Origin of the sequence: Methanofollis fontis (genome assembly GCF_004297185.1) — an archaeon.
Classification (GTDB): domain Archaea; phylum Halobacteriota; class Methanomicrobia; order Methanomicrobiales; family Methanofollaceae; genus Methanofollis; species Methanofollis fontis.
This window is the reverse complement of the sequence record NZ_PGCL01000003.1, coordinates 19,416-43,095: the sequence shown is the minus strand read 5'-3', so window position 1 is coordinate 43,095 and position 23,680 is coordinate 19,416. Positions and strand designations below refer to the sequence as shown.

Genomic DNA, 23,680 nt, shown 5'->3' with positions numbered 1-23,680 from the left:
GGTCCTGATACCCGGACGCCCCCCGCAACCTTCATCTGCCGTTATGCCAGAAACACCATGAGATGAACGACGCAGACGGCGGTGTGCACGCCTCCCTGTTCGCCGACGAGGTGAAGACCCTTGATGAGGCGATCAATGCCGCCGGCACGCCTTCCCCGGCGCATGTCGCCATCTGTGCCGAACCCCATGCCGGCATCGCCCCCCTGATCGACATGCTCCTCAACCGCTATCCTGCACGGATCACCCATTATCCCCTCCTCACTCTCGTTCATGGGGACAGTGTTCTCTCAGACATCCGGCGGATCCATGGCATCTCACTGATCAGCGGTTGCGAGAACCTTTTTGTGCGACGTATTGGCGGGTTCACCTTCCTTGAAGAGTTTCTCTCCCATGTCGCCGCTTCCGAAGAACTCGTGATCACGGCATGGAACATCCATGCCTGGCGCTACCTGGAGGAGGTGTACGGGATCGGTCGCTATTTTCCGGTGCAGGTGCCCCTCTCCCCCCTCGACGGGCCGGCGATAAAGGCATATTTTCAATCTGGAGACGGGCGGGAGATTGGTTTCGTGGACGACGCCGCTATGGTGCGCTCGAGCGCACGGAGAACGATTCACATCCCGTTCATCGATAAGGACTACGAGATCCCGTGGCCAGATATCGACACCGGCGGGGTGCAGGGGAAGAACACCGCTGCTGAAGGGGCAGGCGCACTCGAGGACCGGATCTTCGACCGCCTTGCAGATGTATCGGGCGGCAATACCGGGGTGGCCGCACGGATTCTGGATGATGCCATAAAGGACGGTGAAATCAGGATCAGCGACTTGAAACTGCCGGAGTTCGACCTCGATCTCGATCTCGCCGATGCATTCATCCTGGCCCAGATCATCTCCAGAGATGGGGTGCGTGCCACCGATCTGCAGACGATCTGCGGAGAAGGGATCCAGGAGAGCGCTTCACTCTACAGGCTGGAGACGCTCGGTCTGATCGAACTCCGGGGCGAAGAATATCAGATCTCACCGCAGGCCCTCCAGGCCGCCACGGCCTACCTGCGTCGTATACGGATGGTGTGGTAGATGGCAGACCAGATCTCCCTTCCCTTCAAAGAGATCGACCCGGGAACGATCCTCTATATCCTCATCATCGTCGTCGCCGCCTATGCCATCGTAAAAATCACGGTCTACCTCTTCGGGCTGTTCGCTGAACGGATGGGTCAGCGTCGGTTGCTGGTGGCGACCCTCATCCCGCTCATCAAGGTGATCGTGTATTCGGTCGCCGCATATCTCGTCGTCGTGGCGGTGATCGAACCCACCCTCTCGGAACTGGTGGCATTTGCCGGTCTTTTCGGTGCGGTCCTCGGTTTCGGGGTGAAGGACCTCTTCGCCGACATTGTTGGCGGGCTGATCATCACCTTTGAAAAGCCATTCCAGATCGGCGACAAAATTTCAGTTAGCGGGCAATATGGCGAGGTGACGGACATCGGGCTGAGATCGGTCAGGGTGACCACCCCTGACGACAACCAGGTCACCCTCCCAAATTATCGGATCGTATCTGAGGCCACATCGAGTGCAAATGCCGGCAACACCGCCATGATGGTGGTCACCGACCTCTATATCGATCCAGGGGCCGATGCCGAGAAGGCGGTGCTGATCCTGAGGGATGCCGTGGTGACCTCGCCATATGTGTTCATCTCAGACGACTGCCCCTATACCCTGCTCGTGCAGGTGTCCCCCTGGTATGTGCGGCTGAGGGCGAAGGCATATGTCAGCGACCTCCGCTATGAATTCGAGTTCAGGTCTGATATCGTCCGCCGTGCCAGGATAGAGTTCGGGCGTCAGGACATACCGGCACCCCGCCCGCCCCCCTTTGAGCATTCTCCCGCGGGATCAGAGATCCCGTGAACCCTCGATCCGGGCATAAGGGTCCAGGAGTGTAGTTGTCGGGATCCCGCGCAGTGCAACGGCTGCAAGCGCCCCGATCACACCCCGGCCCCCGCAGAGGAGGATACCGGCCCGTCTGGCACAGGTATGCGCCTCCGAGATGTCGATCCTCTCCGTCCGTGCCCGGACCCCATATGCGGTCAGCTCTGGCAGGATATGGAAGCCCTCCCTGAGGGCGATCCCCCATTCGGAGGATAGCGCCTCAGAGGAGAGAAAACGCTGCGCTCGTTCCCAGATTGCATCGATTGAACCGGGTTCGGCCGCCAGTTCGATATAACTACACGAGTTTCCGGCCGTCCGCTCCGGCAGGTCGGGCTTGAGCATCGCCACCCGGTGACTGATCGGGATCACCTCCGGTTCGGTGCTCAGGTACTGGAGAAGGGCCAGCGCAAGCGCAAAGGTCGCTCCGCCTTCCGGGGCATCGGTGTCGTCGATGCCGATCCCGATATGGGAGAGGGCACGCGTGCGCACCTCCCCCTCGATGATGCTGTCGGTCCGCCTGGTGACGACCGAGCACACCCCCTCGGCCTCGCCCATCTGGTCGGTGAGCGAATGCGCCGGACCGCCGACACAGCGGATCGTCTGGACAATCTCGTCGCCCTCCCTCCTGATGGCGGTCACGCCCACCGCCGGGCGAGGCGGGAGCCCGATCTCGATCTCCCGTGCGCCGATCACCCCGCACTCGCGCAGCAGGGTGCCGTCACGCTGGACATGGATGAGCGCCCCGCCGGCGCGGCCATGATGATACTCGCAGTAGGCGGCGCACCCGCTGCTCAGGCATTCGTGGTAGCACTCCACCCGGTCCCCATCGACCGTGGTGAAGATGCGCCGGCAGGCCGATACCGGGAGGGCGGATTTCGAGACGAAGGTGGCGGGGTGGCGGCCGCGGCGCTCCTCCTTCTGGACGATGCACCCCTCCTCGAGCAGCCTGTTTACCCAGTCCTGGACGGTGCTCCTCGGCAGAGAGCAGGATTCGGCGAGATCAGGGATGGAGAACGATCCCTTCTCAAGCGTCCACCTCCTCATCTCGGCGAGAAGTTCCCGCCTGCGCTCAATTACTCCCGGCATGACAGTCTCTGATAAAGAGGAGATCGCCGATGATGGCGCTGGCCGTCTCGATCGATCCCGCCCCCTTGCCCACCTGCGTGATCGCCCCCGCCATATCGGTGACCACGGTGACGGCGTTCAGGGTGTCTCTCACGACGAGCGGGTGTTTTTTCGGGACGATCCTGGGGGAGACCCGCAGGATCCCTTTTTCCGGCGCCACCTCGCCGATCAGGCGTATTGTGCAGTTCTGGCTATCTGCAAGACTCAGGGCCTCGACGGTGAGCAGATCGATGCCGGTGCATTCGACGTCCTCCAGACGAACGCCATTTTTCCAGATGGTGTTTGCGAGAATGACGCACTTGAGGGCGGTATCGATCCCCTTTACGTCAAAGGTCGGGTCCGCCTCGGCGTACCCGAGTTCCCGCGCCTCGGCCAGCGCCTGCTCATAGGTGAGGCCCTCGTCGGTCATTCTGGTCAGGATATAATTGCAGGTGCCGTTCATGATCCCGTAGATGGCATGGACCGTATTTCCGGCAAGGCCGTGCTGGATGCTCTGGATGATCGGGATCGCGCCGCAGACTGTTGCCTCATAGCGGAGTTCCACCCCGTTTTCTGCCGCCAGGTCCATCAGTTCGGTGAAGTGGAGGGCGAGCGGTCCCTTGTTTGAGGTGACCACATGCCTGCCCATCGAGAGGGCCGTCCTGATCGATGTGAGGGCAGGTTCGCCGGTCTGGATATTGGTGGGTGTCACCTCGACGAGCACATCGTAGTCACTGCTGGCGACGATATCTGCCGCGGTGACCGATGGATCGCCGCAACACCCGGTCGCTCTTTTTTGCTCCAGCACCGCCGGGATGTCGATGCCGGCGGGGTCGAGCACGCCGCCCCGGGAATCGGCAATGCCGGTCACCGTGATCCCCAGCTTCTTTTCGGCGATCATCGAGGCCACACCGCGGCCCACCGATCCCAGACCCAGGATTGCGACTCTCATACGCCCTCCTCCAGCGGTTCGACAAGGAGCAGTTCCTTCTGGTGAGCGACAGAGCGGAGGATCTCCATGGCGGTCTCCATGTGTGCCCGGTTCGTGGCCGATACGGTGAGGCGGGCGGAGGAGCGCTGGGTGATCCCCGGCATTGTCATATGCATCTCCACCACCTCCGCAAATCCGGTCTGGTCGATCCGGTCGACGGTATCAGAGATGTCGGTGTGCAGCAGGTGTCCGATCATGATCACGCTCCGTTTCATCAGGAGGCGCTCCTCCCCGATCCTGAGGATCGACACCCCTCTGGACTTCAGAGAGTCTGCCAGACCGTCCACCCGCTCGCCCGGGACGTCCAGCACGACCTGGACGATTCGGGTCTTGGAACGGAGCGTCGGGTCCCACTCATGGATCACCGCAATGATGTTCCCGCCAACCTCGGAAATCGGCTTCAGTGCCGCCACCAGTTCGCCGGGTGCATCCTTCACCTCGATCTTCATGGAAACCTGCAATTAACCACCGCTGTAGTATTCAATCCGTGGTATGATAAGCTTTATACTTTCGTAGCGGATGTTTTCGTGGGGGGATCGATGAGCGCATCTATGAAGTGTATAATATATTTATGGGATGACCGCACACTACTGGTGAACAGTTTGCGTGGTCCCTGCTTACCGCCTGAATACAAGAAATATCTTGTTTCTGAGGTCAATCAAAAACCTTACACTGATTCCGGCGGGGTTTCGGCAGAATAGCGAATAACTGGAAATGACTTCATTTCCTGGGGATCTCACAATAAGCCCGGAGAGGAGGCTTTCATGGATCAGGATATATCACAACCGAAACTTGTCATACATTCACTTTATAAAATTTTTGGTAAACGGCCGAAGGAGGGGCTCCGTCTCCTCAAAGAAGGCAAATCCAAGGGAGAAATCCTTGAGGTGACCGGCCAGACCGTCGGCCTCCAGGATATCGAACTGGAGATCATGGATGGGGAGACCTTTGTGATCATGGGTCTCTCGGGATCCGGAAAATCCACCCTGCTGCGGTGCCTGAACCGCCTGATCGAACCGACGGACGGCGAGATCATCCTGGACGGCACCGATATTGCTTCCCTCGATGAGGACCAGTTGAGGGAGGTGAGGCGGAAGAAACTCGGTATGGTCTTCCAGAACTTTGCTCTTCTCCCCCACCGGAGCGTGGTCGAGAACGTCGCCTTCGGGCTCGAAGTGCAGGGAGTTCCCGAAACTGAACGGCTTGAAAAGGCGAAAAACACCCTCAAAATGGTCGGACTCGAGGGATATGAGGAGAGCATGCCCGACGAACTCTCCGGCGGCATGAAGCAGCGGGTCGGACTTGCCCGGGCGCTTGCCAGCGATCCCGACATTCTTCTCATGGACGAAGCCTTTTCAGCCCTGGATCCCATCATCAGAAACGGGATGCAGGACGAACTCCTCGACCTCCAGAACGAACTCACAAAGACGATTGTGTTTGTTACCCATGACCTGGACGAAGCGCTGAAGATCGGGACCAGGATTGCTCTGATGAAGGATGGCCGAATCGTGCAGGTCGGCACTCCCGAGGAGATCCTGACCGCTCCGGCAGACGAGTACGTTGCCAGTTTCGTATCCGGGGTCGACATGACAAAGGTGCTCACCGCCGAAGGCGTCATGAAACCTCCGGAACCGGTCGTTTGGGTCCAGTCAGGACCTCGCGTTGCCCTGAGATTGATGGAAGAGCACGGCATCTCATCAATCTTTGCTGTGGGCAGGGGAAAGGTCCTCAGGGGCCTGGTCACCGTGGAAGATGCTGTTTCTGCGGTTAAATCCAAGAAAACACTTGAAGAAATTATGATTACCGACACGCCGGTCACCACTCCCGACACACCGGTCAGGGACCTTCTCGGGCTTGTGGCCACGACAGCGTATCCGGTGGCCGTAGTTGACGAGCGTCAGCGCCTGAAGGGCGTCATCGTGAGGGGATCCATGCTCGGGGCGCTTGCGATCACCGAGACCAACGAGGAGGAGTCGGCATGAACCTTCCCAAGATCCCGCTGGGCGATGCCGTCGAAGTTCTCGTCGAGTGGATCGAGATAAATCTGGGCTTTCTCCTGGACGGGATCAGTGAAGTGCTGGAATTTCTCATCGAAGGATTGAGGGATCTCCTCCTCCTGCTCCCTGCCCCGGTATTTATCGTTCTGGCGGCTGTTGTAGTGTGGTTTGTCAGCAAGAGAAATACCCTACTCGCCATCGGTGCGGCTCTCGGTCTCCTGCTCATCTGGGACCTGCAGCTCTGGTCGCTTGCCATGGAGACCCTGGCACTGGTCATCGCCTCGACGGCACTGGCCCTGATCATCGGCATCCCGGTCGGTATCATGGCCGCCCGCTCTGAGACGGTGCATGCCATTGTCAGGCCGATGCTGGACTTCATGCAGACGATGCCCGCCTTTGTTTACCTGATCCCGGCGGTCATCTTCTTCGGCCTCGGGAATGTGCCCGGCATGATTGCAACGGTGGTGTTTGCGATGCCCCCGGTGATCCGTCTGACGGCCCTGGGCATCCTGCAGGTGCCGGTGGATTTGATCGAACTTGCCGACGCCTTCGGGACCACAGAGCAGCAGAAGCTCATCAAGGTACAGCTCCCCCTTGCCATGCCCACGATCATGGCCGGGGTGAACCAGTGTATCATGATGGCCCTCTCGATGGTGGTGATCGCCGCCATGATCGGGGCGCGGGGCCTGGGCTTCAAGGTGCTCGAAGGGATCCAGCGCCTTGATATCGGTGTCGGGTTTGAGGGCGGGCTTGCGATCGTGATCCTCGCCATCATCCTGGACCGGGTGACCCAGAGCCTGACGGCAGAGCAGAGAACAAAAAAACAGTAAGGAGATTGATATGAATCATACAAAAATTACCGGAATGATTCTGATTGCCATTCTGGCCGTAGGAGTGATCTTCACGGCAGGATGCACCGGATCTGACGGCGGCGCCGCCCCGTCTGAACAGAAGGAGATCAGCATCGGCTATGTGCTCTGGGACTCCGAGATCGCCAGCACGAACGTCCTGAAGCAGACCTTCGAGCAGGCCGGATATACGGTCGATATCATCGCCGTTGACGCCGCCCCGCTCTACCAGGGTCTTGCCGCGGCCGACTTCGACTGCACGATATCGTCATGGCTTCCGGCCACTCACAAGGCCTACCTGGAGGAGTACGGCGACCGGTTCGTGGTCGTGGGCAAGAACCTCGAGGGAGCCAAGGTCGGTCTTGTCGTCCCGTCCTATGTGACCATCGACTCGATTGCCGACCTCAACAATGAGACCGAGAAATTCGACGGCAAGATCATCGGCATCGAACCTGGTGCAGGCATCATGGCGATGACCGAGAAGGCGATCGAAGAATACGACCTGGACTATGAACTTGTCGTCAGCTCCAGTGCGGGCATGGCCTCCGAACTCCGCAAATCGATCAATGATGAGGAGTGGGTCGTGGTGACCGGGTGGACGCCGCACTGGATGTTTGCCCGCTGGGACCTCAAATATCTCGACGACCCGAAGGGTGTCTATGGCGGCGAGGAGTATATCGCCACGCTTGCCCGGGCAGGTCTGCAGGAGGACAAGCCCGAGGCCTATGCGATCCTTGAGCGTTTCAACTGGACGGCGGCAGACATGGAGTCTGTGATGCTCGATATCGAGAACGGCATGTCTGAGGATGAGGCCGCCTCGAAGTGGATCAATGAGCACCAGGACCAGGTAGATGCCTGGATCGGTGCCTAATTTTTTTCTTTTTTTCTGAATATTCGTTCAGGGGCCCTGATCTGGAGAGGGGTCACCCTGTAACTCGACTCTTCAGAGAGGGGCATGGAACCTCTGGAGGGAGGGATGATTTTGCGTGCGGAGAGTGCGGACGGTGTTTACTTGATTCTCCGACGGAACGGCCCCACATCAAAGGATGCCCCTGAAACTGTCCCGGTCCCTATCGCAATGACCGGGGAGGAACGAGGGGCGGAACCCCACGACCCGTGTGTACTCCAGCGTTCGATCTGCCCTCTGACCGGGAGGGGAGACCCCTCCCGGACCCGCCCCCGTCAATGGGATAGGGGCGGGATTGGTGGACTGGTAGAGGTGGGGGCGTTCAGGAGGTTTTTCCCCGGGTGTGTCTTCACTCCAGAATCGTCTCAGGGAGGTTCTCGCATCCGGAGATATCACAGAGAACCGTCCCACTCCCTATCGCAATGACCGGGGGAATGGGGGGTGGAACCCCCCGACCCGTGTGTACTCCAGCGTTCGATCCGCCCCTGACCGGGAGGGGAGACCCCTCCCGGACCCACCCCCATCAATGGGATAGGGGCGGGATTGGTGGACGGTGGAGATGGGGGCGTTCAGGAGGTTATTCCCGGTGCCTCTTCACTCCAGAATTGTATCAGGGACGTTTTCGCATCCCAGGATATCACAGAGAACCGTCCCACTCCCTATCGCAATGACCGGGGGAATGGGGGGTGGAACCCCCCGACCCATGCGATCCGGGGTTCGATCCACCCCTGACCGGGAGGGGAGACCCCTCCCGGACCCGCCCCCGTCAATGGGATAGGGGCGGGATTGGTGGACGGTGGAGGTGGGGGCGTTCAGGAGGTTATTCCCGGTGCCTCTTCACTCCAGAATTGTATCAGGGAGGTTCTCGCATCCCAGGATATCACAGAGAACCGTTCCCCTCCCAATCGCAGTGACCGGGGGGAACGGGGGGTGGAACCCCCCGACCCATGCGATCCGGGGTTCGATCCACCCCTCCCCTCCCGATCGTATTGACAGGACGATCAGCCTATCTGCATACCCTCTCCGGCAAGGCATAATACTCCAGACACCCCCAATTCTTGTATGAAGGTCAGGGTCATCGCCTGCGGCAACCCCTATATGGGCAACGACGGCGCCGGTTTCGCGGTGATGGAGCGTCTCAAAGGAGAGCATCCCGGGATCGACGTCGTCGACGGTGGTCTTGGCGGGTTCGGGCTGATACCGCTGATGGAGGACTGCGATCGCGTCGTTATCGTCGACGCCTCCACCGGCATGGGGGCGCTGGGGGAGGTGCGGATCTTCAGGGAGGTGCCGTCATCCTCCCTCTTCCCGATGTCCCTCCATGATTTCGGGATCGCCGAGACGATCGCCTTTGCACGCGAGATCGGGATCTCTGCGGAGATCGTTGTTGTGGCGATCGAGGGAGGGGAGATCGAGGCATTCTCACAGGAGATGAGCCCGGAGGTCAGGGCGGCGATCCCCGAAGCGGTGAGAATGGTCCTGGAAGAAGTAAAAAGAGAAGAAGATTAGACCGATCCCGGCGCACCGGTCACGATTTTTATTGCCTCGACGATCTCCGGGAGGAGTTCCACCGGGATGCCCATGACCATCTCTTCCTCGGCGATCCCCGAGAACTTCCTCGAACCGTCGCAGCCAAGGGAGAAGTTCACCCGACCGTTCAGGTAAGTCTGGGCGGTGGTGTCGGCGCAGACCGACTGGATGCCGGCGAAGTTCGACTCGATCCGTCCGCCGAGTTTGTAGAGCACGCTCTGGGCAAGTTTGAGCATCGCCCGCGGCGTTGTGACGATGAGCACCACCGTTGGCGTGAAGGGCGTCTTCTCGAGCGGTGCATAGAGGGTCGCATAGGTCGTTCCTGATTCGACATGCGGCACACGGTCGATGGTGCGCTTGCAGGCGGCCCAGGTGTCGAATTTGCCGAGCTTGAAGTAGAATTCGCCGGTCTTCAGGCTTGGCGTGAGTTCCTTGAACCCCAGCGCCCATGCCCCACCCTGGCAGGCATGCTTGTCTGCGCTCGCATAGAAGATCTTACCGTCCTTTCTGGCCCAGCTGACCATCTGGCAGTGCCGGGTCGGTTCGGCAAGCGCCTCCATTCCCTCGGGGATCTGCTCTGCGGTCTGGGCGAACTTCACCGCCACTGGAGACCCGGAGAGACCGAGATAGTGCTTCAGCGTCTCTGATACTTCTTCAAAATTGATTTCTGTCCTGATATCACTCATTTCAATTCCTCCACTCTCTATGCTCTCTTTCACATGAGATAAACCTGTGGTTGTGAGCAGTTTCAAAGGTTATGGAGTTTTTCGCGCACTTTCAGGAAAAAATTCTTGCCGGCATCGACAAAGAGGGCCGGAGCGTCGGAACGGCACACCATGATCTCCGTCCCGCTGCCGATGGTGGTGCCGCCCTGACCATCGAGCACGATCTGGGCGGGTTTGAAACTCTCGAGACGGATGCGGAGGTTTCGGCTGCTGTCGATGAAATGCGGGCGGTTCGAGAGCATGTAGGGGGCGAGCGGGACGAGGAGGAATCCGTCACATTTCGGATCGACGATCGGACCGCCGCCGCTCATGGCATAGGCGGTGGAGCCCGTGGGTGTGGCGATGATCAGACCGTCCGCCCTGAACTCCTCGACCTCGACATCGTCGATGATGATCGTGAACCTGAGCATCTTGGCCGGGCGGGCGGTGACGATCACCGCCTCGTTCAGGGCGTCGCCGATCGTTTTCCCGTCCATCGAGAGGGATATCCGCATCCTTCGCTCGATCCGCATTCTCTCCTTCAGACCGGAGAAAAATTCCGGCACCTCCGCCGCCTCGAGTTCGGCAAGAAAACCGACATGCCCCTTGTTGATCCCGATCACCGGGATCTGGCGGACCATCTGCTGGACGGCCAGAAGGACCGTGCCGTCGCCGCCGAAGGTGACGATGATGTCCGCATCGGTCCTGTCAAGCCATTCGCCCTCGTTCTCCCGCCCAAGTGCAATGGCCGTTCCTCCTTCAAGCCTGACCTGATAACCCATCGAGATGAGGAGTTCTTCGATCTCCCCGGCATAGGCGAGAACATCCGGATTGTCGATCCTGGACATCAGAAGCGCTTTCATCTCTTCACCTCAGGTATTCGACGATCTTGGAATGGAGATTCCCGTTTGTGGCCACAAGGCACCGGCCGACACGCACATCGTCTGGGAAATGCACCGCTTCGCCACCGGCACCGCTCACCATGCCTCCGGCCTCCTGGCAGAGGACGATGCCGGCAGCGGCGTCGGTGACCCTCAGGGTATTTCTCACGTCCACAAAACCGTCGAGACGTCCACAGGCGACATAGGCGAGTTCAAGGGAGGAGGCGCCGAGGAGACGCCACCGCCGCACCTTTTCCCCGAGGTGGAGCACGGTGCCGGGGTCGAACTTTCTTCCGTAGACAGAGAGGGCGCTCTCCTCCAGGAGGGCGGTCTTCGAGACGGTGATCGGTCGCCCGTCCAGGTACGCACCCTCCCCCTCGACGGCCGAGAAGGTCTCGCCGTTGCAGAGGTCCCGGATATAACCCTTCATCAGACGGCCGTTCTCACCGTATGCAATCGATATCGTATAGAACGGGATGTTATGAACTGCATTGTAGGATCCGTCGATCGGATCGAGATAGACGGTGCCTCCCTCTCCCCCGATCCAGACCCGCCCGAGTTCCTCAGAGAGCAGGTGGCTGCAGAAGGGGTTCTCCCGCAGTCCTTCAAGGACGCACGCCTCGGCAGCCTCGTCTATCCGCTCGGTCGGGGTGCCGTCGGCGCCCATCCTGATATACCTGCTGCCCTCCGTGTTTCCGGCGAGATCTTTGATCGTATCGCTGACCTGATCGGCGATTTCACCGCACCATCTAATGAAGTCCATGCAAACGCCCGTGCGTTGTATTTATCTATTGCCGTAAAGATAAATTATTACTGCGAGCGTGAACTCGATGAAGGAACAGACTGAAACTGGAAAATTAAAGGAAGGCCGCTACGTTGTGGTCGATGACGAACCCTGCAAGATCCTCTCCATCGCCACCTCAAAGCCCGGCAAACACGGCGCGGCCAAGGCGCGTATCGATGTCGTCGGCATCTTTGACGGACAGAAACGCTCGATCGTTCAGCCGGTTTCGGCAAAGGTCTATGTGCCGGTCGTCGAGCGCAAGATGGGACAGGTCATCTCGGTCGCCGGAAACACCGTCCAGCTGATGGACATCAAGGACTTCGCCATGTTTGAGATGGTGGTCCCTGACGACGTTGCGGCAACGATGGAAGCAGGCAAGGAAGTGCCGTATATCGAGGCACTCGGCAAGAAGAAGCTGGACCTCTGATCCCGGTATGGAAGTTTTCTCCAATACTCTTTTTGCGGACGCATCGGCTGAATACAGCGATGCAGATTATGTGATCTTCGGCGTCCCGTTCGACGGAACCTCCTCGTATCGTCCGGGATCGCGCGCCGCTCCCCGCGAGATCAGGGCGATCTCCTATAACTTCGAGACCTATCTGCCGGCAGTGGGCGTGGACCTGATGGACGTCGCAATCCATGACCTGGGCGACCTCGAGGTGTATGCCGTTCCCGAACCGGTGCTGGAGAGCGTGCGTGAGACGGTCGCCATGATCGCCGGCGACGGCAAGGTGCCGGTGATGATCGGCGGCGAGCACACGATCACCCCTGCCGCCGTTGAGGCGGTGGGAGCGGATTGCTTTGTCGTCCTCGACGCCCATCTCGATCTCAGGGACGAGTATGGCGGCACGCCCTGGAACCATGCCTGCGCCACGCGGCGGGTGATGGACCTCGGTGTGGAGGAGATCGTTATCATCGGCGCACGGAGCGGCACTCGCCAGGAGTTTGAGCTGGCGCAAGACCTCCATCTCTTTACGGCGGACGATGTGCGAAGAGTCGGGATCGAATCCGTTCTAAAGGAGGTGCGCGGGATCGTCGGCGACAGGAGTGTGTATCTCTCTATCGACGCCGATGCCATCGACTGCTGCCTCACTCCCGGACTCGGGACGCCCGAACCCTTCGGGCTCTCGCCGTGGGACCTCCGATCGGTCGTCCGCACGTTAGCGGCGCAGGCAACGGGTTTTGACTACGTCGAGGTCTGCCCGATCGATGACGGCCAGACGGCGGCGGTGGCAGCAAAACTGATCCGGGAGTTCATCGCCTGGAACCATTCTGGACAACGCGACTTTTAAGAAGAATGATCCGCCCCTGACCGGGAGGGGAGAACCCCTCCCGGACCCGCCCCCGTGCGATAGGGCCAGGATTGATGGAACCATTCAGGTGGGAGAGTTCAGGAGATTTTTCCCGGTGCCTCTTCATTCCAGAATTGTATCCGGGACGCTCTCGCATCCAGAGATGTCGCAGAGAATCGTCCCGGCCCCTATCACATTGACCGGGGGGAACAGGGGGCGGAACCCCCTGTCCCGTGCGTACTCCAGCATTCGATCCACCCCTGACCGGGATGGGAGAACCCCTCCCGGACCCATCCCCCGTGCGATAGGACCAGGATTGATGGAACCAACGATTCGGGGGAGTTCAGGAGGTTATTCCCGGTGCTTCTTCACTCAAGAATGGTATTAGGGACATTCTCACATCCAGAGATGTCGCAGAGAATCGTCCCGGTCACTATCGCATCGACCGGGGGATCTTCAAAAAAGGATAATCGCTTGAGCCGCTACTCATCGGCCCTGGCGTAATAGTACTCGCCCTTTGAGCGCTGCTCGCGGTCCAGGAACGATTCGGGTTTGTTGATGCGGGGGCGTCCGCTCTTGTCCCGGCGGAAGGTGACGCCGAGATTGGAGAGGAAGAGGTTCATGCCTTCCCGCATCGAGAATGGCCCCTTGGCCTCGCCAGCCACACCGGGTTCGCCGTCGAAGACCACGATACGCTCAGAGATCATATCGATGAGATAGATGTCGTGGTCGATGACGAGTACACCGCACTCCTTTCCTTCGGCATGGTGCTTGAGCACGCGCACCAGGTTCATCCGCTGCTCCACGTCCAGGTGGGCGCTCGGTTCGTCCAGGATATAGAGGTCGGCATCGCGCGAGAGGCAGGCGGCGATGGCCACACGCTGGAGTTCGCCGCCTGAAAGGGTGTCGAGGGGCGACTGGAGGATCTGCCTGAGGGCCAGGGGCTCGATCACCTCGTGCTGGTAGTAGGAGGAGTCGAACCGGTTGGTGATGCTCCTCAGCGTAAACTCGACGGTGTCGCCGGAGGTCGCCTTCACATACTGCGGCTTATAGGAGATCTTGATGTTCTCCTCCAGCGGTCCGCCGTCCGGTGCCTCGACTCCGGCCAGCAGTTTTGCAAAGGTCGACTTTCCGATACCGTTCGGACCCACGAGGCCGAGCACCTCACCCTTCCGGATCTCGCCGCCCCTGACCGTGAGCCTGAAGGGGTCGTAGCCCTTCGTCATCTCCGGGAACTCGAAGAGGGGTTCGCGGGTGGTATCGTCGGAATGGGCACGCTTCTCAAAGACAACGGCGTACTCCCTGAAGCGCACGTTCTCCTCCGGGAGATACCCTTCGAGGTATTCGTTGATCCCGATCCGCACACCCTTCGGCCCGGTGATCACACCAAAGACCGCCGGTTTGCCGTAGCCGATATGCACGGTGTCGGCGAGCATATCCAGGATGGCCAGGTCATGCTCGACGATCACCACCGGGCGGTGTGTCGCCACCTCCCTGATCAGGTTGGCGGCGGCCATCCGCTGGTAGATGTCCAGGTATGGCGTGATCTCGTCGAGGAAATAGAAATCGGCCTCCCGAGCCAGGCAGGCGGCGATCGCCACCCGCTGGAGTTCGCCGCCAGAGAGGTTCGAGATCTCGCGGTCCAGGATGGACGAGAGGGTGAGTTCCTCGATAAGATGGTCGAGCACACCCCGTTCATCGGTCCTGGTGAGCAGGGAGCGCACCGTGCCTGAGAAGGCCTTCGGGATCTGCGTGATATACTGCGGCTTGACGGCAACCCGGATCTCCTTGCCTGAGATGTGCCTGAGGTAATCGAAGAGTTCGGTGCCGGTGAACCGCCTGAACACCTCGTCCCAGGATGCCGTCTCCTCGAAACGCCCGAGGTTCGGGCGGATCTGTCCGGAGAGGATCTGGAGGGAGGTGGACTTCCCGATACCATTGGGGCCCAGGATCCCGGTCACCTTCCCCTCGACCGGGATGGGAAGACCATAGAGGGCAAAGGTGTTCGGGCCATAGCGATGGGTCGGATACTCGAGTTCTTCAGGGAGGTTTACAATATCGATTGCCTCAAAGGGGCACTTCTTGACACAGATGCCGCACCCCACACAGAGTTCCTCGGATATCGAGGCCTTGCCGTCCTCTCCCAGGAAGACGGTCTCATCACCGCTCCTGACCCGCGGGCAGTAGATGATGCATTCGGTTCCGCACTTCTTTGGATGGCAATTGTCTTTATGAACGACGGCGATTCGCATGGGTGATCACTGGGTGGTTGTGGTGAGCATGACGGACCACGAGATAAACCAGAGGGCGAAGGTCATGAATGCCTGATAGAACCAGTCCTTATTGCCCAGTTCGGTGTAGTCGATCCGGATCAGCATGAAGATGTGTTTCTGGAAGACGACACCGGCCATCAGGAAGAGGACACCGATGATCTGGTTCGGCTGCATGCCGGTGGCGGGATCAACACTTCCAGAGAGGTAATATGAGAGCAGTCCGGCGGCGATGCCCATGAAACAGGCGACCAGTGTCCGGTGTATGCGCTGTATGTGTTCCGCCTGTTTCTGCTCCCGATTCTTCTCACCCTTTTCTTTGCGCACTTCAGGCGCCGTTTGCACAATCTCCGCCTCACTCATCATGCATCAGTAGAGTATTTTTTGTGCTCGGCCCATATTTAAGTTGGTATAACCGATGGCAAACATACAGGGTATGAGCGGCATGGACGTCAGGGCAATGACGAGTGAACTCTCTGAAATGCTCCCGCTCTGGATTGGGAAGATCTATCAGTACGATTCAAAAACACTTGGAATCCGGCTCAACGGCGAGGGAGGCGCGAAATATCATTTTTTCATTGAGGTCGGGCGGCGGGCGCACCTGGTTTCGTCGCTTCCCGAATCGCCGAAGATGCCCCCGAGTTATGCCATGCTCCTCAGGAAACATCTGGAGGGCGGACGGGTCACCGCCATCGGGCAGTACGGCCTCCAGAGAATCTTCTATATCGACATCGGCAAGAAGGGAGGGACGCTGAGGCTTGTGGTCGAACTCTTCGATGAGGGAAACGCCGTCCTCCTCGACGATGCCGGGGTGATCATCAAACCGCTCTGGCACCACCGCTTCAGGGACCGGGCCGTTGTTCCGGGGGAGGTCTATGCGCTTCCCGAGGGGACGGACTGCAGCGGGCTTGACCTGCAGGCATTCGGGGAGATGTGTGCGGCCTCAGAGCGTGATATCGTCCGCACGCTTGCCGTTGGGTGCCTGCTCGGTGGCGCCTATGCCGAACTCGTCTGCAGCACCGCAGGCGCCGACAAAAACACACCGGCAGTATCTGTCGATGCCGCCGTTATCCATGCGGCCCTCGGAGAGGTGATCGGGAGGGTGACGGCGATGCGCGAACCGGTGATCACCGATAGCGGGTGCTGGCCCATCGCCGGCATTGGCGAGGTGAAACAGCGTTTTTCGAGATACAATGAGGCACTTGAGGCCTACTATCCGCCCGTCCCCCATGCGGAGGTCAGGGCCGCTGAAAAACGGCCGAAGCTCACGCGGGAGGAGGTGATCCGTCGGCAGCAGGAGGAGGCGATCAAAAAGTTCGACGCAAAGATCGCCCGCGCCGAGCGGATTGTCGAGGCGGTCTATATGCACTATCCCCTGGTGCAGGAAGTGATCACGACCCTCGATCGGGCGAGCGCCGGCATGTCCTGGCAGGAGATCGAGGGCGTGCTGAAAAAGAGTGACCTTCCCGCTGCCCGGACCATCATGGCGGTCCACCCGGCAGACGCCGCCGTCGATATCGATATCGGGGAACGCGTGACGATCCGGGTCCACGAGAGCGTGGAGGCAAACCTCGAACGCTATTATGCCCAGATAAAGAAGTTCAAAAAGAAGAAGGAGGGCGCCATTGCGGCCATGGCGCGTGGCGCCCCGAAGCGGAAGGAGAAGCCAAAAGAGGTGCTCCGCCCCATGAAGAAGAAATGGTTCCACCGCTTCAGGTGGTTCTACACCTCTGACGGCACCCTCGTCATCGGCGGGCGGGACGCCTCCCAGAACGAAGAACTCGTCAGGCGTTACATGGAGGGGAAGGACACCTTCGCCCATGCCGATGTCCACGGCGGGTCGGTGGTGATCATCAAGGGCGAGACCGGGCATCTTGAGGACGAGGTGGCCCCGTTTGCGGCGTCATACTCCAATGCGTGGAAGGCGGGACATTTCTCCGCCGACGTCTATTTCGCCCGCCCGGACCAGGTGAGCAAGACCGCCGAGGCCGGCGAGTTCGTTGCACGGGGCGGTTTCATCGTCCGCGGCGAACGGCGTTATGTGCGGGACGCACCCCTGGGCGTGGCGATCGGGGTGCAGGTGCAGCCCGAGGTGGCGGTGATCGGCGGTCCCATCCAGGCGGTGAAGGCCCGCACCGACCAGTATGTGGAGCTCCTCCCCGGCACCTTCGGCCCCAACGACGTGGCGAAGAAAGCGACCCGCATACTGAAGGAGCGGGTCGGCGACGCCGTCTGGAAGAGCATGCGACCGGTGCTGAACACGGAGGCGATCGCCGCCTTTGTCCCGCCCGGCGAGTCCGATATCAGGGGAGAGAATGAAGGCTGAATTCGGCGAACTGAAACGCTCATACGGTGAGATCCGGCTGTTTCCGGAATCGCTCGACGATCTCTGGCACCTGAAGCACCTCATCGCCCCGGGCAACCTGGTGTTTGCGACCACATTGCGCACCGTGGATTCGGCCACAGACAAGATCAGACCGGAAAAGGCCGAAAAACGCCCGGTCAGACTTGGTCTCAGGGTGGAACGGGTCGAGTTCCACCCCTCGGCGCAGCGCCTCAGGGTCGGCGGGGTGATCGAGTCCGGTGTGGACGTCTCCTCCTATCATACCCTCAATGTCGAACCCGGTTATGAGATATCGGTGATCCGGCTGTGGCGACCCTACGACCTTGAACGGGTGGACCGTGCGGTCTCTGCATCGCTCCACAATGTGATCCATGTGCTGACGGTCGAGGAGGGCGAGGCTGAGGTCTTCAGGATCAGGCAGTACGGCCCCGAGCGGGTGGTCACGATCACGGCCGGCAGCGGGAAACGGGCGGATATCGACGGGAGAACGCAATTTTTCACTGACGCCCTCGCCTCCCTCAGGGACATCACCGGTCCGGTGGTGATCGCCGGTCCGGGGTTTGTCAAGGAGGACTTCCTGCGGTTTCTCAAAGGGCGGGACCCCGACCTTGCCGAACGGGTGGTCACCGTCGAGACCCGGCGGATCGGCCGCGGCGCCGTCCAGGACGTCATCGGGCAGGGGGTGCTCGAACGACTCGCCGGGGACCTGCAGCTCGCCCGGGAGGTGACCCGGATGGACGAGGTGCTGAAACGGATCGGCAGCGGGGGTGCGGTTGCCTACGGGCGGGAGGAGGTGGCCCGTTCGATCGACTATGGTGCGGCAGAGGAGGTGCTGGTGCTGGACGAACTCGTCAGGGACGCATCAGTCGCCGGGGTTCTTGAATCCGCCGAACGGATTGGTGCAAACGTGGTCGTGTTCAGTTCAGATTTCGAGCCCGGCAGCCGCCTCGAGGCCCTCGGCGGCATCGCTGCCCTGCTCCGTTATCCACTTGCCTGAACCGGGCACACACCCGTTTTTCTGAAATAAAAAAAAGGTCCCCTGGGGGGAGGTTATTCTTCTGCGGGTTCGGTCTCAGCAGGTTCTTCGGCCGCTTCCTCTTCCGGGATTACCGGGCGGTGGAAGGTCTCGACGAAGACGATGTCCTGCACTTCAGGGATGAACTCGAAGACCTGGTGGACGACGATGCCGCGGGCCATTGTCCAGCGGCGGTCATAGTTGATCCCGGCCGGGAGGTTGATCGTGAGGTTGCCGTCGATGAAGACCATCTCCATGTCGCGGCCTGAGAAGAGCTTGACGAATCCCTGCGCCTTCTCGATGACGTCCTCGACGATCCCCTCGACGGTGAAGGTGTAGGCGAGGTCCTGCCCGGCGAATGGGTGGTTGAAGTCGACAACGGCGCGCTTGCCGACGACGTTCACAACAACGCCCTCGCGTTCACCGGTCTGGACGCGCATGCCGACCTTCGGTTTCTCCCTGAACTGGGTGGCGTTCACCGATTCGACGAGGTCCTTGTTGTGGGGGCCAAAGCCCTTCTCGGGCGGCACATCGACGGAATAGTTCTCGCCGATCTCCTTGCCGATAAGCGCCTCGTCCAGCCCCGGAATCACGTGACCGCTGCCGACTCTGACGACAATCGGTTCGTAGGTCTTCTGCTGGCTCTTGATTCCCGCCTCTTCGGCATCCGCCTCAATCGTGGTGTCGAAGATGTCGCCATCCACACGGGCGGTATAATTGAGTCTGATGATGTCTCCTTCCTGAATTGCCATGGGATACACCCTGTCTATATCAAGTCACGACGAAGATACTTAAAGTGGTGACATTATGTACGAGATAGAGGCAAAGATCCGGGTCGCCGATCTGCCGAAGGTGCGGGCGCGGCTTCTCCAGATTGGAGCGTCATCACCCACATTCAGCGATCAGCGGGACGTCTATTACAACCACCCGCAGCGGGACTTCGTCGCGACCGACGAGGCGCTCAGGATCCGGTATGAGGGGGAGAGGTGCACGATCACCTACAAGGGCCCGAAGATCGTGACTGCCGGCGCCAAAACCCGTGAAGAGTTCAATCTATCGGTCGAATCCGGGGAGGTGGCCGAGAATATCCTGCAGCGCCTCGGGTTCCTCCGGTCTGCAGAGGTCTATAAAAACCGCGAGGAGTTCGCCCTCGGTTCTGCGACCATCGCCCTCGACCAGGTCGAAGGACTCGGCAGTTTTGTCGAGATCGAGGTGATGGCCCATCAGTGCGATGACGAGGCCGAACGCCGGATCGACGAGATAAAAGGAGAACTCGGGATCGAAGGCGAACACATCCCGCAGTCCTATCTCGAACTGCTCACAGGGTGAGCAGTTCGATCGTGAAATCGCCGGGTTCGTCGCCGAAATGGATCATGGCGCAGTTCCCCTCAGACGCCGGTCCGGGGTTGACGATCCTGACGCCATCCAGTTCTTCGACCCCCCGGTGTTCATGCATATGGGCACAGCAGACGAGATCGAAGGCCTTGATGTGGTTTCTGACGCTGGTGCTTCCCACATGGGTGTCGCCGGCGAGGTCGAGCGCCCCATAGGGAGGGGCATGAGTGACCAGCACGTTATGGATGTTTCTGTCCATGTGTGCGATCGCCTTCTGGAGCATGCGGTCGATCTCCTCCTCCGGGAGTTCGAAGGGCGTGCCGAAGGGTGTCGGGTTCGACCCGCCGATGCCCACCATCGAGATCTTCCCGAGGGTAAAGGCGGATCCATGGAGATTGACGAAATCGGAGTGGTCGATGGCGTTACAGATGTCGCATGGATCGCAGTTTCCGGGCACGGCGAAACACGGCACATCGATGAGTGAGTTCAATGTTTTCACCATCTCGCATGGCCCGAACTGCGTGAGATCGCCGGCGATGATGACAAAATCCGGCTGGAGGTCCATGAAAGATTCCAGTTTGCCGAGGTTGCCATGAAGGTCTGCCAGCAAAAGCACATCCATCATGATCAGACATCACTAACGATTGCTATAAAATCTTCTGCCGGGATCACTCCAGGATCCCGATATCCTGCCCGCGAGCGCAAGTCTGCCGAGATCGCGCTGGACCTCAGGGAGGAGGGGGCGGGGACGCATGCCCGCCATCGGCGTGCCGGGCAGGGGGATGAAGAGATGGACGTGTGCCCGCCCCCGCCGCACGACCTCATGGACAAGATCGAGGGTGGCCAGCTGGTCCCCGTCCTCCTCGCAGGGCAGACCCACGATGAAATCGACGACCGGCATCATGCCGTGGTCACGGACGGCGTCGATCGCCCGCCGCACGTCCGCGACGGTGTGGCCGCGCCTGAGGGACCTGAGCACGCGGTCGCTGCCCGACTGTGCGCCGAAATGGAGGCGTTTGTTGGAGCAGTAGCGGGTGATCAGGTCGAGTGACTCATCGGTGACGAATTCGGGGCGCACCTCGGAGGGGAAGGTGCCGAAATAGATCTCGTTGTTCTGGAGGGCGCGGAAGAGGCGTTCGACCCGGTCAAGCCTGGGCGTGATCCCGTCCGACCCGTATGCGAGGGCATTCGGGGTGACAAAACGGGCGTCCCGGTAATGGGCCGCAAAGCGTGCGATCTGGTCCACGGGGCGGTGCCGCATCCTCCTCCCGAAGATCGAGGGGGTCTGGCAGTAGGCGCACCCGAAGGGGCAGCCGCGGCTGATCTCGATATAGCCCTTCATCCGCGAGAAGGGGGGATAGGCCGGGAGGAAGACGGTGTGATCCACCGGACAGAAGGGAGAGCGGCGGTGCATGACCCCGGGAACTGCTCCCGTCATCCCGCTCTCGATCGCCCTCAGGAGGCGGGGGAGGGCGTACTCGCCCTCGCCGGTCACCACATAGTCCGCATACTCCGCCACCCTTGCCGGGCATGCGGCGGCATGCGGTCCGCCGACGATCGTGGTGCACGCCGCCTCCCTGATCTCCTCCTCATACAGGGGTGCGCTGATGGAGTTCAGGCTGTAGCAGGTCACGTCCCCCTCGGGCGCCTCCACCGGGCGGAGGATATACCCTTCTGTCTCGCATGCGGCATACAGGGCGGCATACGAGTTTTTTGCCGCCGTGATCAGGCGCCAGTTCACCTGCATTGGCACAAAAAGGGGCCTATCACCCCTCCCAGGAGACGGTGCCCGCATCCGCATCGACGCTGACCGACGCCCCATCAGGCAGATCGGAGAGGGGGAGGTCCAGGTGGTCGATCATCGGGATTCCGGCGATGATCGCACCGGTGGCAATGATCGGTTCGGCCTCCTCGTTGATGATCGCCGCTGGCGCCCTGCCGTTCCGCGCAAGGGCATAGATCACATATGAACCCACGGTCGACCCCTTGCCGTGGGGAAAGGCGAAGATCCGCCCTGCTATCGATTCGCCCTTCAGGGGGTGACCGTCCTCGATGATCGTCCCGGTCTCCGGGTCCACACCCGAGAGAAAAGAGATGGGTGCGTCCGAGATCAACAGGTTTCCGGTCGCTGATCCCCGTGCAATGCCACGTCCTTTTGTTATCACATCCACACCACATAAATGTATACAGCGCGTAGTATAAGAGAGACATGGAAGACTCCGTGATAAACGTCAGCAATGACAATGATCTGTACAAACTTCAGGTCCAAGAGATGAAGGCGAAAGTCCTCGACCTGAAGATGCAGAACGAGTTGCTCCAGAAGGAGGTGAATCAGCTGAGGCGAGAGAACAACCAGCTGAAGCGTGTGCCTCTTTTCGTCGCCGCTGTCGTGGACAAGATGGGAGACGGCGAGGTCTATCTCAGGCAGATGGGCAACAACCAGGAGTATATCACGAGGGTAAATCCGGAGACCTACGACGATCTCCGGCCCGGCATGAAGGTCGCCGTCAACAACGCCCTTTCCATCGTCAAGGCTGTCGGCACGATCTATGATTCCCGGGTCCGGGTCATGGAACTCGACTCGTCCCCTGACGTCTCGTTCGAGCAGATCGGCGGGCTCTCAGAGGAGATCGAGGAGGTGCGTGAGGCGGTCGAGTATCCCCTCACCCGCCCGGAGGTCTTCGAACGGGTCGGTGTCGAACCCCCCAAGGGCATTCTCCTCCACGGCCCCCCGGGCACCGGCAAGACGCTCATCGCCAAGGCGGTGGCGAACAATGCCCATGCCGATTTCATCAGGATGTCGGGGTCTGAGCTGGTGCACAAATTCATCGGGGAGGGGGCGCAGCTCGTGCGCGAACTCTTCACCTTCGCCCGCGAACACGCACCGGCGATCGTGTTTATCGACGAGATCGACGCCATCGCAAGCATGCGCACCAACGATGGCACCTCAGGAAGCGCCGAGGTGCAGCGCACCCTGATGCAGCTCCTGGCCGAGATGGACGGTTTTGACAACCGCGGCAATATCAGGATCATGGCGGCGACAAACCGCGTCGATATGCTCGATCCCGCAATCCTCAGGCCCGGACGCTTCGACCGGATCATCGAGATCCCGGTGCCGGACGCCGATTCCCGCCGTGAGATCTTCAGGATCCATACCCGCCGGATGAACCTCTCGGGGGTGGACCTGGAGTCCCTGGTCCCGCCCACCGAAGGGATGACCGGCGCCGAGATCCAGGCGATCTGCCGCGAGGCCGGGATGCGGGCGGTCAGACGGAGTGCGGATACGGCGGACCAGAACGACTTTGTCGAGGCCGTGAAGAAGATCTCCCGCAAGGAATCTGCGGGCGATCTCCGGATGTATATCTAGGACGATATGGAACTCCTCCTCATCGGGAAGGACGGGACCGACCTCTATCATACCCTTTTTTCATCAGAGACCAGCAGAGAGATCCTCAGATTTTATCGCCCGAAGCGAAGGGGCTTCGGCATCTCCGTGACGGTCATCTCCCTGGGCGCCGCCCTCTCGCTGGCATCCGAACTCCGCTGGTATATCCGCCGGTATGTGCGCCTGGCGCTCATCGAGGCAGAACCCGGCACCTACTGGACGCTCGGATATGCCAGGGCCATCGACGGCAGGGAGGGAGACCGGGAAAGCCTTGAGGGTAGAACAACCTTATTCTCTCTGGACGAGTCCCCGGAAACAGGCGGGACAGAAAAGATCCGCGTCCGAACGCTCCCTGACGAGGAGATCGGATAGCA

Annotated in this window: 26 protein-coding genes; 13 read left to right on the top strand and 13 right to left on the bottom strand. The window is 60.2% G+C overall.

Going from position 1 to position 23,680, the window contains the following annotated elements:
* Positions 1-62: 62 nt before the first annotated feature.
* Positions 63-1,073 carry a hypothetical protein gene (locus CUJ86_RS07150; RefSeq protein WP_130646897.1) on the top strand — a complete coding sequence of 337 codons (1,011 nt, stop codon included), beginning with the start codon at positions 63-65 and terminating at the stop codon, positions 1,071-1,073.
* Positions 1,074-1,898 carry a mechanosensitive ion channel family protein gene (locus CUJ86_RS07145; protein WP_130646896.1) on the top strand — a complete coding sequence of 275 codons (825 nt, stop codon included), beginning with the start codon at positions 1,074-1,076 and terminating at the stop codon, positions 1,896-1,898.
* Here CUJ86_RS07145 and CUJ86_RS07140 read toward each other — a convergent pair.
* From CUJ86_RS07140 to CUJ86_RS07130, 3 genes are read right to left on the bottom strand one after another with little or no spacing between them, the layout of a single operon-like run.
* On the bottom strand, positions 1,884-3,005 hold the full coding sequence (locus CUJ86_RS07140) for a sugar-specific transcriptional regulator TrmB (protein ID WP_130646895.1): 1,122 nt from the start codon (positions 3,003-3,005) through the stop codon (positions 1,884-1,886). The two genes, CUJ86_RS07145 and CUJ86_RS07140, sit on opposite strands and share 15 nt — an antisense overlap.
* On the bottom strand, positions 2,989-3,975 hold the full coding sequence (locus CUJ86_RS07135; RefSeq protein ID WP_130646894.1) for a homoserine dehydrogenase: 987 nt from the start codon (positions 3,973-3,975) through the stop codon (positions 2,989-2,991). The genes CUJ86_RS07140 and CUJ86_RS07135 overlap by 17 nt, the downstream gene beginning before the upstream one ends.
* Entirely contained in the window at positions 3,972-4,463 is a 492-nt protein-coding gene (locus CUJ86_RS07130; RefSeq protein WP_130646893.1) for an amino acid-binding protein, read from the bottom strand. The genes CUJ86_RS07135 and CUJ86_RS07130 overlap by 4 nt, the downstream gene beginning before the upstream one ends.
* A 438-nt stretch (positions 4,464-4,901) precedes the next feature.
* Here CUJ86_RS07130 and CUJ86_RS07125 point away from each other — a divergent pair, with 438 nt between their 5' ends.
* The 4 genes from CUJ86_RS07125 to CUJ86_RS07110 all read left to right on the top strand — a co-directional run bounded on the left by CUJ86_RS07125 (position 4,902) and on the right by CUJ86_RS07110 (position 9,275).
* Complete coding sequence (locus CUJ86_RS07125) at positions 4,902-5,996, top strand: quaternary amine ABC transporter ATP-binding protein (RefSeq protein ID WP_328590960.1); 1,095 nt, start codon at positions 4,902-4,904, stop codon at positions 5,994-5,996.
* The gene (locus tag CUJ86_RS07120) at positions 5,993-6,841 is read left to right on the top strand and encodes an ABC transporter permease (RefSeq protein WP_130646891.1); all 849 of its coding nucleotides are present in this window, start codon (positions 5,993-5,995) and stop codon (positions 6,839-6,841) included. The genes CUJ86_RS07125 and CUJ86_RS07120 overlap by 4 nt, the downstream gene beginning before the upstream one ends.
* A 34-nt stretch (positions 6,842-6,875) precedes the next feature.
* A complete protein-coding gene (locus CUJ86_RS07115) occupies positions 6,876-7,730 on the top strand; it encodes a glycine betaine ABC transporter substrate-binding protein (RefSeq protein WP_235855606.1) in 855 nt (284 codons plus the stop codon).
* A gap of 1,098 nt (positions 7,731-8,828) precedes the next feature.
* Positions 8,829-9,275: a hydrogenase maturation protease gene (locus CUJ86_RS07110; protein ID WP_130646889.1), complete on the top strand. Its 447-nt coding sequence runs from the start codon at positions 8,829-8,831 to the stop codon at positions 9,273-9,275.
* On the opposite strand, the gene CUJ86_RS07105 is transcribed toward CUJ86_RS07110, so the two are convergent.
* From CUJ86_RS07105 to CUJ86_RS07095, 3 genes are all read right to left on the bottom strand, one after another.
* The gene (locus CUJ86_RS07105; RefSeq protein ID WP_130646888.1) at positions 9,272-9,982 is read right to left on the bottom strand and encodes a DUF169 domain-containing protein; all 711 of its coding nucleotides are present in this window, start codon (positions 9,980-9,982) and stop codon (positions 9,272-9,274) included. The two genes, CUJ86_RS07110 and CUJ86_RS07105, sit on opposite strands and share 4 nt — an antisense overlap.
* Before the next feature lie 62 nt (positions 9,983-10,044).
* Entirely contained in the window at positions 10,045-10,863 is an 819-nt protein-coding gene (locus CUJ86_RS07100) for an NAD(+)/NADH kinase (protein ID WP_130646887.1), read from the bottom strand.
* Between the two features lie 4 nt (positions 10,864-10,867).
* Entirely contained in the window at positions 10,868-11,644 is a 777-nt protein-coding gene (locus tag CUJ86_RS07095; protein ID WP_130646886.1) for a bifunctional fructose-bisphosphatase/inositol-phosphate phosphatase, read from the bottom strand.
* Between the two features lie 67 nt (positions 11,645-11,711).
* On the opposite strand from CUJ86_RS07095, the gene CUJ86_RS07090 reads away from it, so the two are divergent.
* Both CUJ86_RS07090 and speB read left to right on the top strand, forming a co-directional pair.
* Entirely contained in the window at positions 11,712-12,092 is a 381-nt protein-coding gene (locus CUJ86_RS07090; RefSeq protein WP_130646885.1) for a translation initiation factor IF-5A, read from the top strand.
* 7 nt (positions 12,093-12,099) lie between these two features.
* Positions 12,100-12,957 carry an agmatinase gene (speB, locus tag CUJ86_RS07085; protein WP_130646884.1) on the top strand — a complete coding sequence of 286 codons (858 nt, stop codon included), beginning with the start codon at positions 12,100-12,102 and terminating at the stop codon, positions 12,955-12,957.
* 123 nt (positions 12,958-13,080) lie between these two features.
* On the opposite strand, the gene CUJ86_RS12280 is transcribed toward speB, so the two are convergent.
* The 3 genes from CUJ86_RS12280 to CUJ86_RS07075 form a co-directional block, all read right to left on the bottom strand.
* Entirely contained in the window at positions 13,081-13,206 is a 126-nt protein-coding gene (locus CUJ86_RS12280; protein WP_268878243.1) for a hypothetical protein, read from the bottom strand.
* A gap of 233 nt (positions 13,207-13,439) precedes the next feature.
* Positions 13,440-15,209: a ribosome biogenesis/translation initiation ATPase RLI gene (locus tag CUJ86_RS07080; RefSeq protein ID WP_130646883.1), complete on the bottom strand. Its 1,770-nt coding sequence runs from the start codon at positions 15,207-15,209 to the stop codon at positions 13,440-13,442.
* A gap of 6 nt (positions 15,210-15,215) precedes the next feature.
* On the bottom strand, positions 15,216-15,593 hold the full coding sequence (locus CUJ86_RS07075; RefSeq protein WP_130646882.1) for an EMC6-like membrane protein: 378 nt from the start codon (positions 15,591-15,593) through the stop codon (positions 15,216-15,218).
* Between the two features lie 52 nt (positions 15,594-15,645).
* On the opposite strand from CUJ86_RS07075, the gene rqcH reads away from it, so the two are divergent.
* Positions 15,646-17,553 (top strand): ribosome rescue protein RqcH, encoded by a 1,908-nt coding sequence (gene rqcH, locus CUJ86_RS07070; RefSeq protein WP_130646881.1) that lies wholly within the window; start codon positions 15,646-15,648, stop codon positions 17,551-17,553.
* Positions 17,543-18,568, top strand: a complete 1,026-nt coding sequence (locus CUJ86_RS07065) for an mRNA surveillance protein pelota (protein ID WP_130646880.1) — start codon at positions 17,543-17,545, stop codon at positions 18,566-18,568. The genes rqcH and CUJ86_RS07065 overlap by 11 nt, the downstream gene beginning before the upstream one ends.
* A gap of 53 nt (positions 18,569-18,621) precedes the next feature.
* Here the strand turns inward: CUJ86_RS07065 and CUJ86_RS07060 are convergent, their stop codons facing one another.
* A complete protein-coding gene (locus CUJ86_RS07060; RefSeq protein ID WP_130646879.1) occupies positions 18,622-19,338 on the bottom strand; it encodes an FKBP-type peptidyl-prolyl cis-trans isomerase in 717 nt (238 codons plus the stop codon).
* Between the two features lie 55 nt (positions 19,339-19,393).
* On the opposite strand from CUJ86_RS07060, the gene cyaB reads away from it, so the two are divergent.
* On the top strand, positions 19,394-19,915 hold the full coding sequence (gene cyaB / locus CUJ86_RS07055; RefSeq protein ID WP_130646878.1) for a class IV adenylate cyclase: 522 nt from the start codon (positions 19,394-19,396) through the stop codon (positions 19,913-19,915).
* Here cyaB and CUJ86_RS07050 read toward each other — a convergent pair.
* Genes CUJ86_RS07050 through CUJ86_RS07040 form a run of 3 tightly spaced genes read right to left on the bottom strand, consistent with a single transcriptional unit; the run spans position 19,905 to position 22,086 of the window.
* A complete protein-coding gene (locus CUJ86_RS07050; protein WP_130646877.1) occupies positions 19,905-20,546 on the bottom strand; it encodes a metallophosphoesterase family protein in 642 nt (213 codons plus the stop codon). The genes cyaB and CUJ86_RS07050 overlap by 11 nt on opposite strands.
* Before the next feature lie 12 nt (positions 20,547-20,558).
* Positions 20,559-21,668 (bottom strand): TIGR04013 family B12-binding domain/radical SAM domain-containing protein, encoded by a 1,110-nt coding sequence (locus tag CUJ86_RS07045; RefSeq protein ID WP_130646876.1) that lies wholly within the window; start codon positions 21,666-21,668, stop codon positions 20,559-20,561.
* Between the two features lie 19 nt (positions 21,669-21,687).
* Positions 21,688-22,086 carry a DUF126 domain-containing protein gene (locus CUJ86_RS07040; protein ID WP_130646875.1) on the bottom strand — a complete coding sequence of 133 codons (399 nt, stop codon included), beginning with the start codon at positions 22,084-22,086 and terminating at the stop codon, positions 21,688-21,690.
* 44 nt (positions 22,087-22,130) lie between these two features.
* On the opposite strand from CUJ86_RS07040, the gene CUJ86_RS07035 reads away from it, so the two are divergent.
* Together CUJ86_RS07035 and CUJ86_RS07030 are read left to right on the top strand one after the other, a co-directional pair.
* Entirely contained in the window at positions 22,131-23,288 is a 1,158-nt protein-coding gene (locus tag CUJ86_RS07035) for a proteasome-activating nucleotidase (protein WP_130646874.1), read from the top strand.
* A 6-nt stretch (positions 23,289-23,294) separates the two neighbouring features.
* Entirely contained in the window at positions 23,295-23,678 is a 384-nt protein-coding gene (locus tag CUJ86_RS07030) for a DUF5804 family protein (protein WP_130646873.1), read from the top strand.
* The last annotated feature ends 2 nt before the right edge of the window (positions 23,679-23,680 follow it).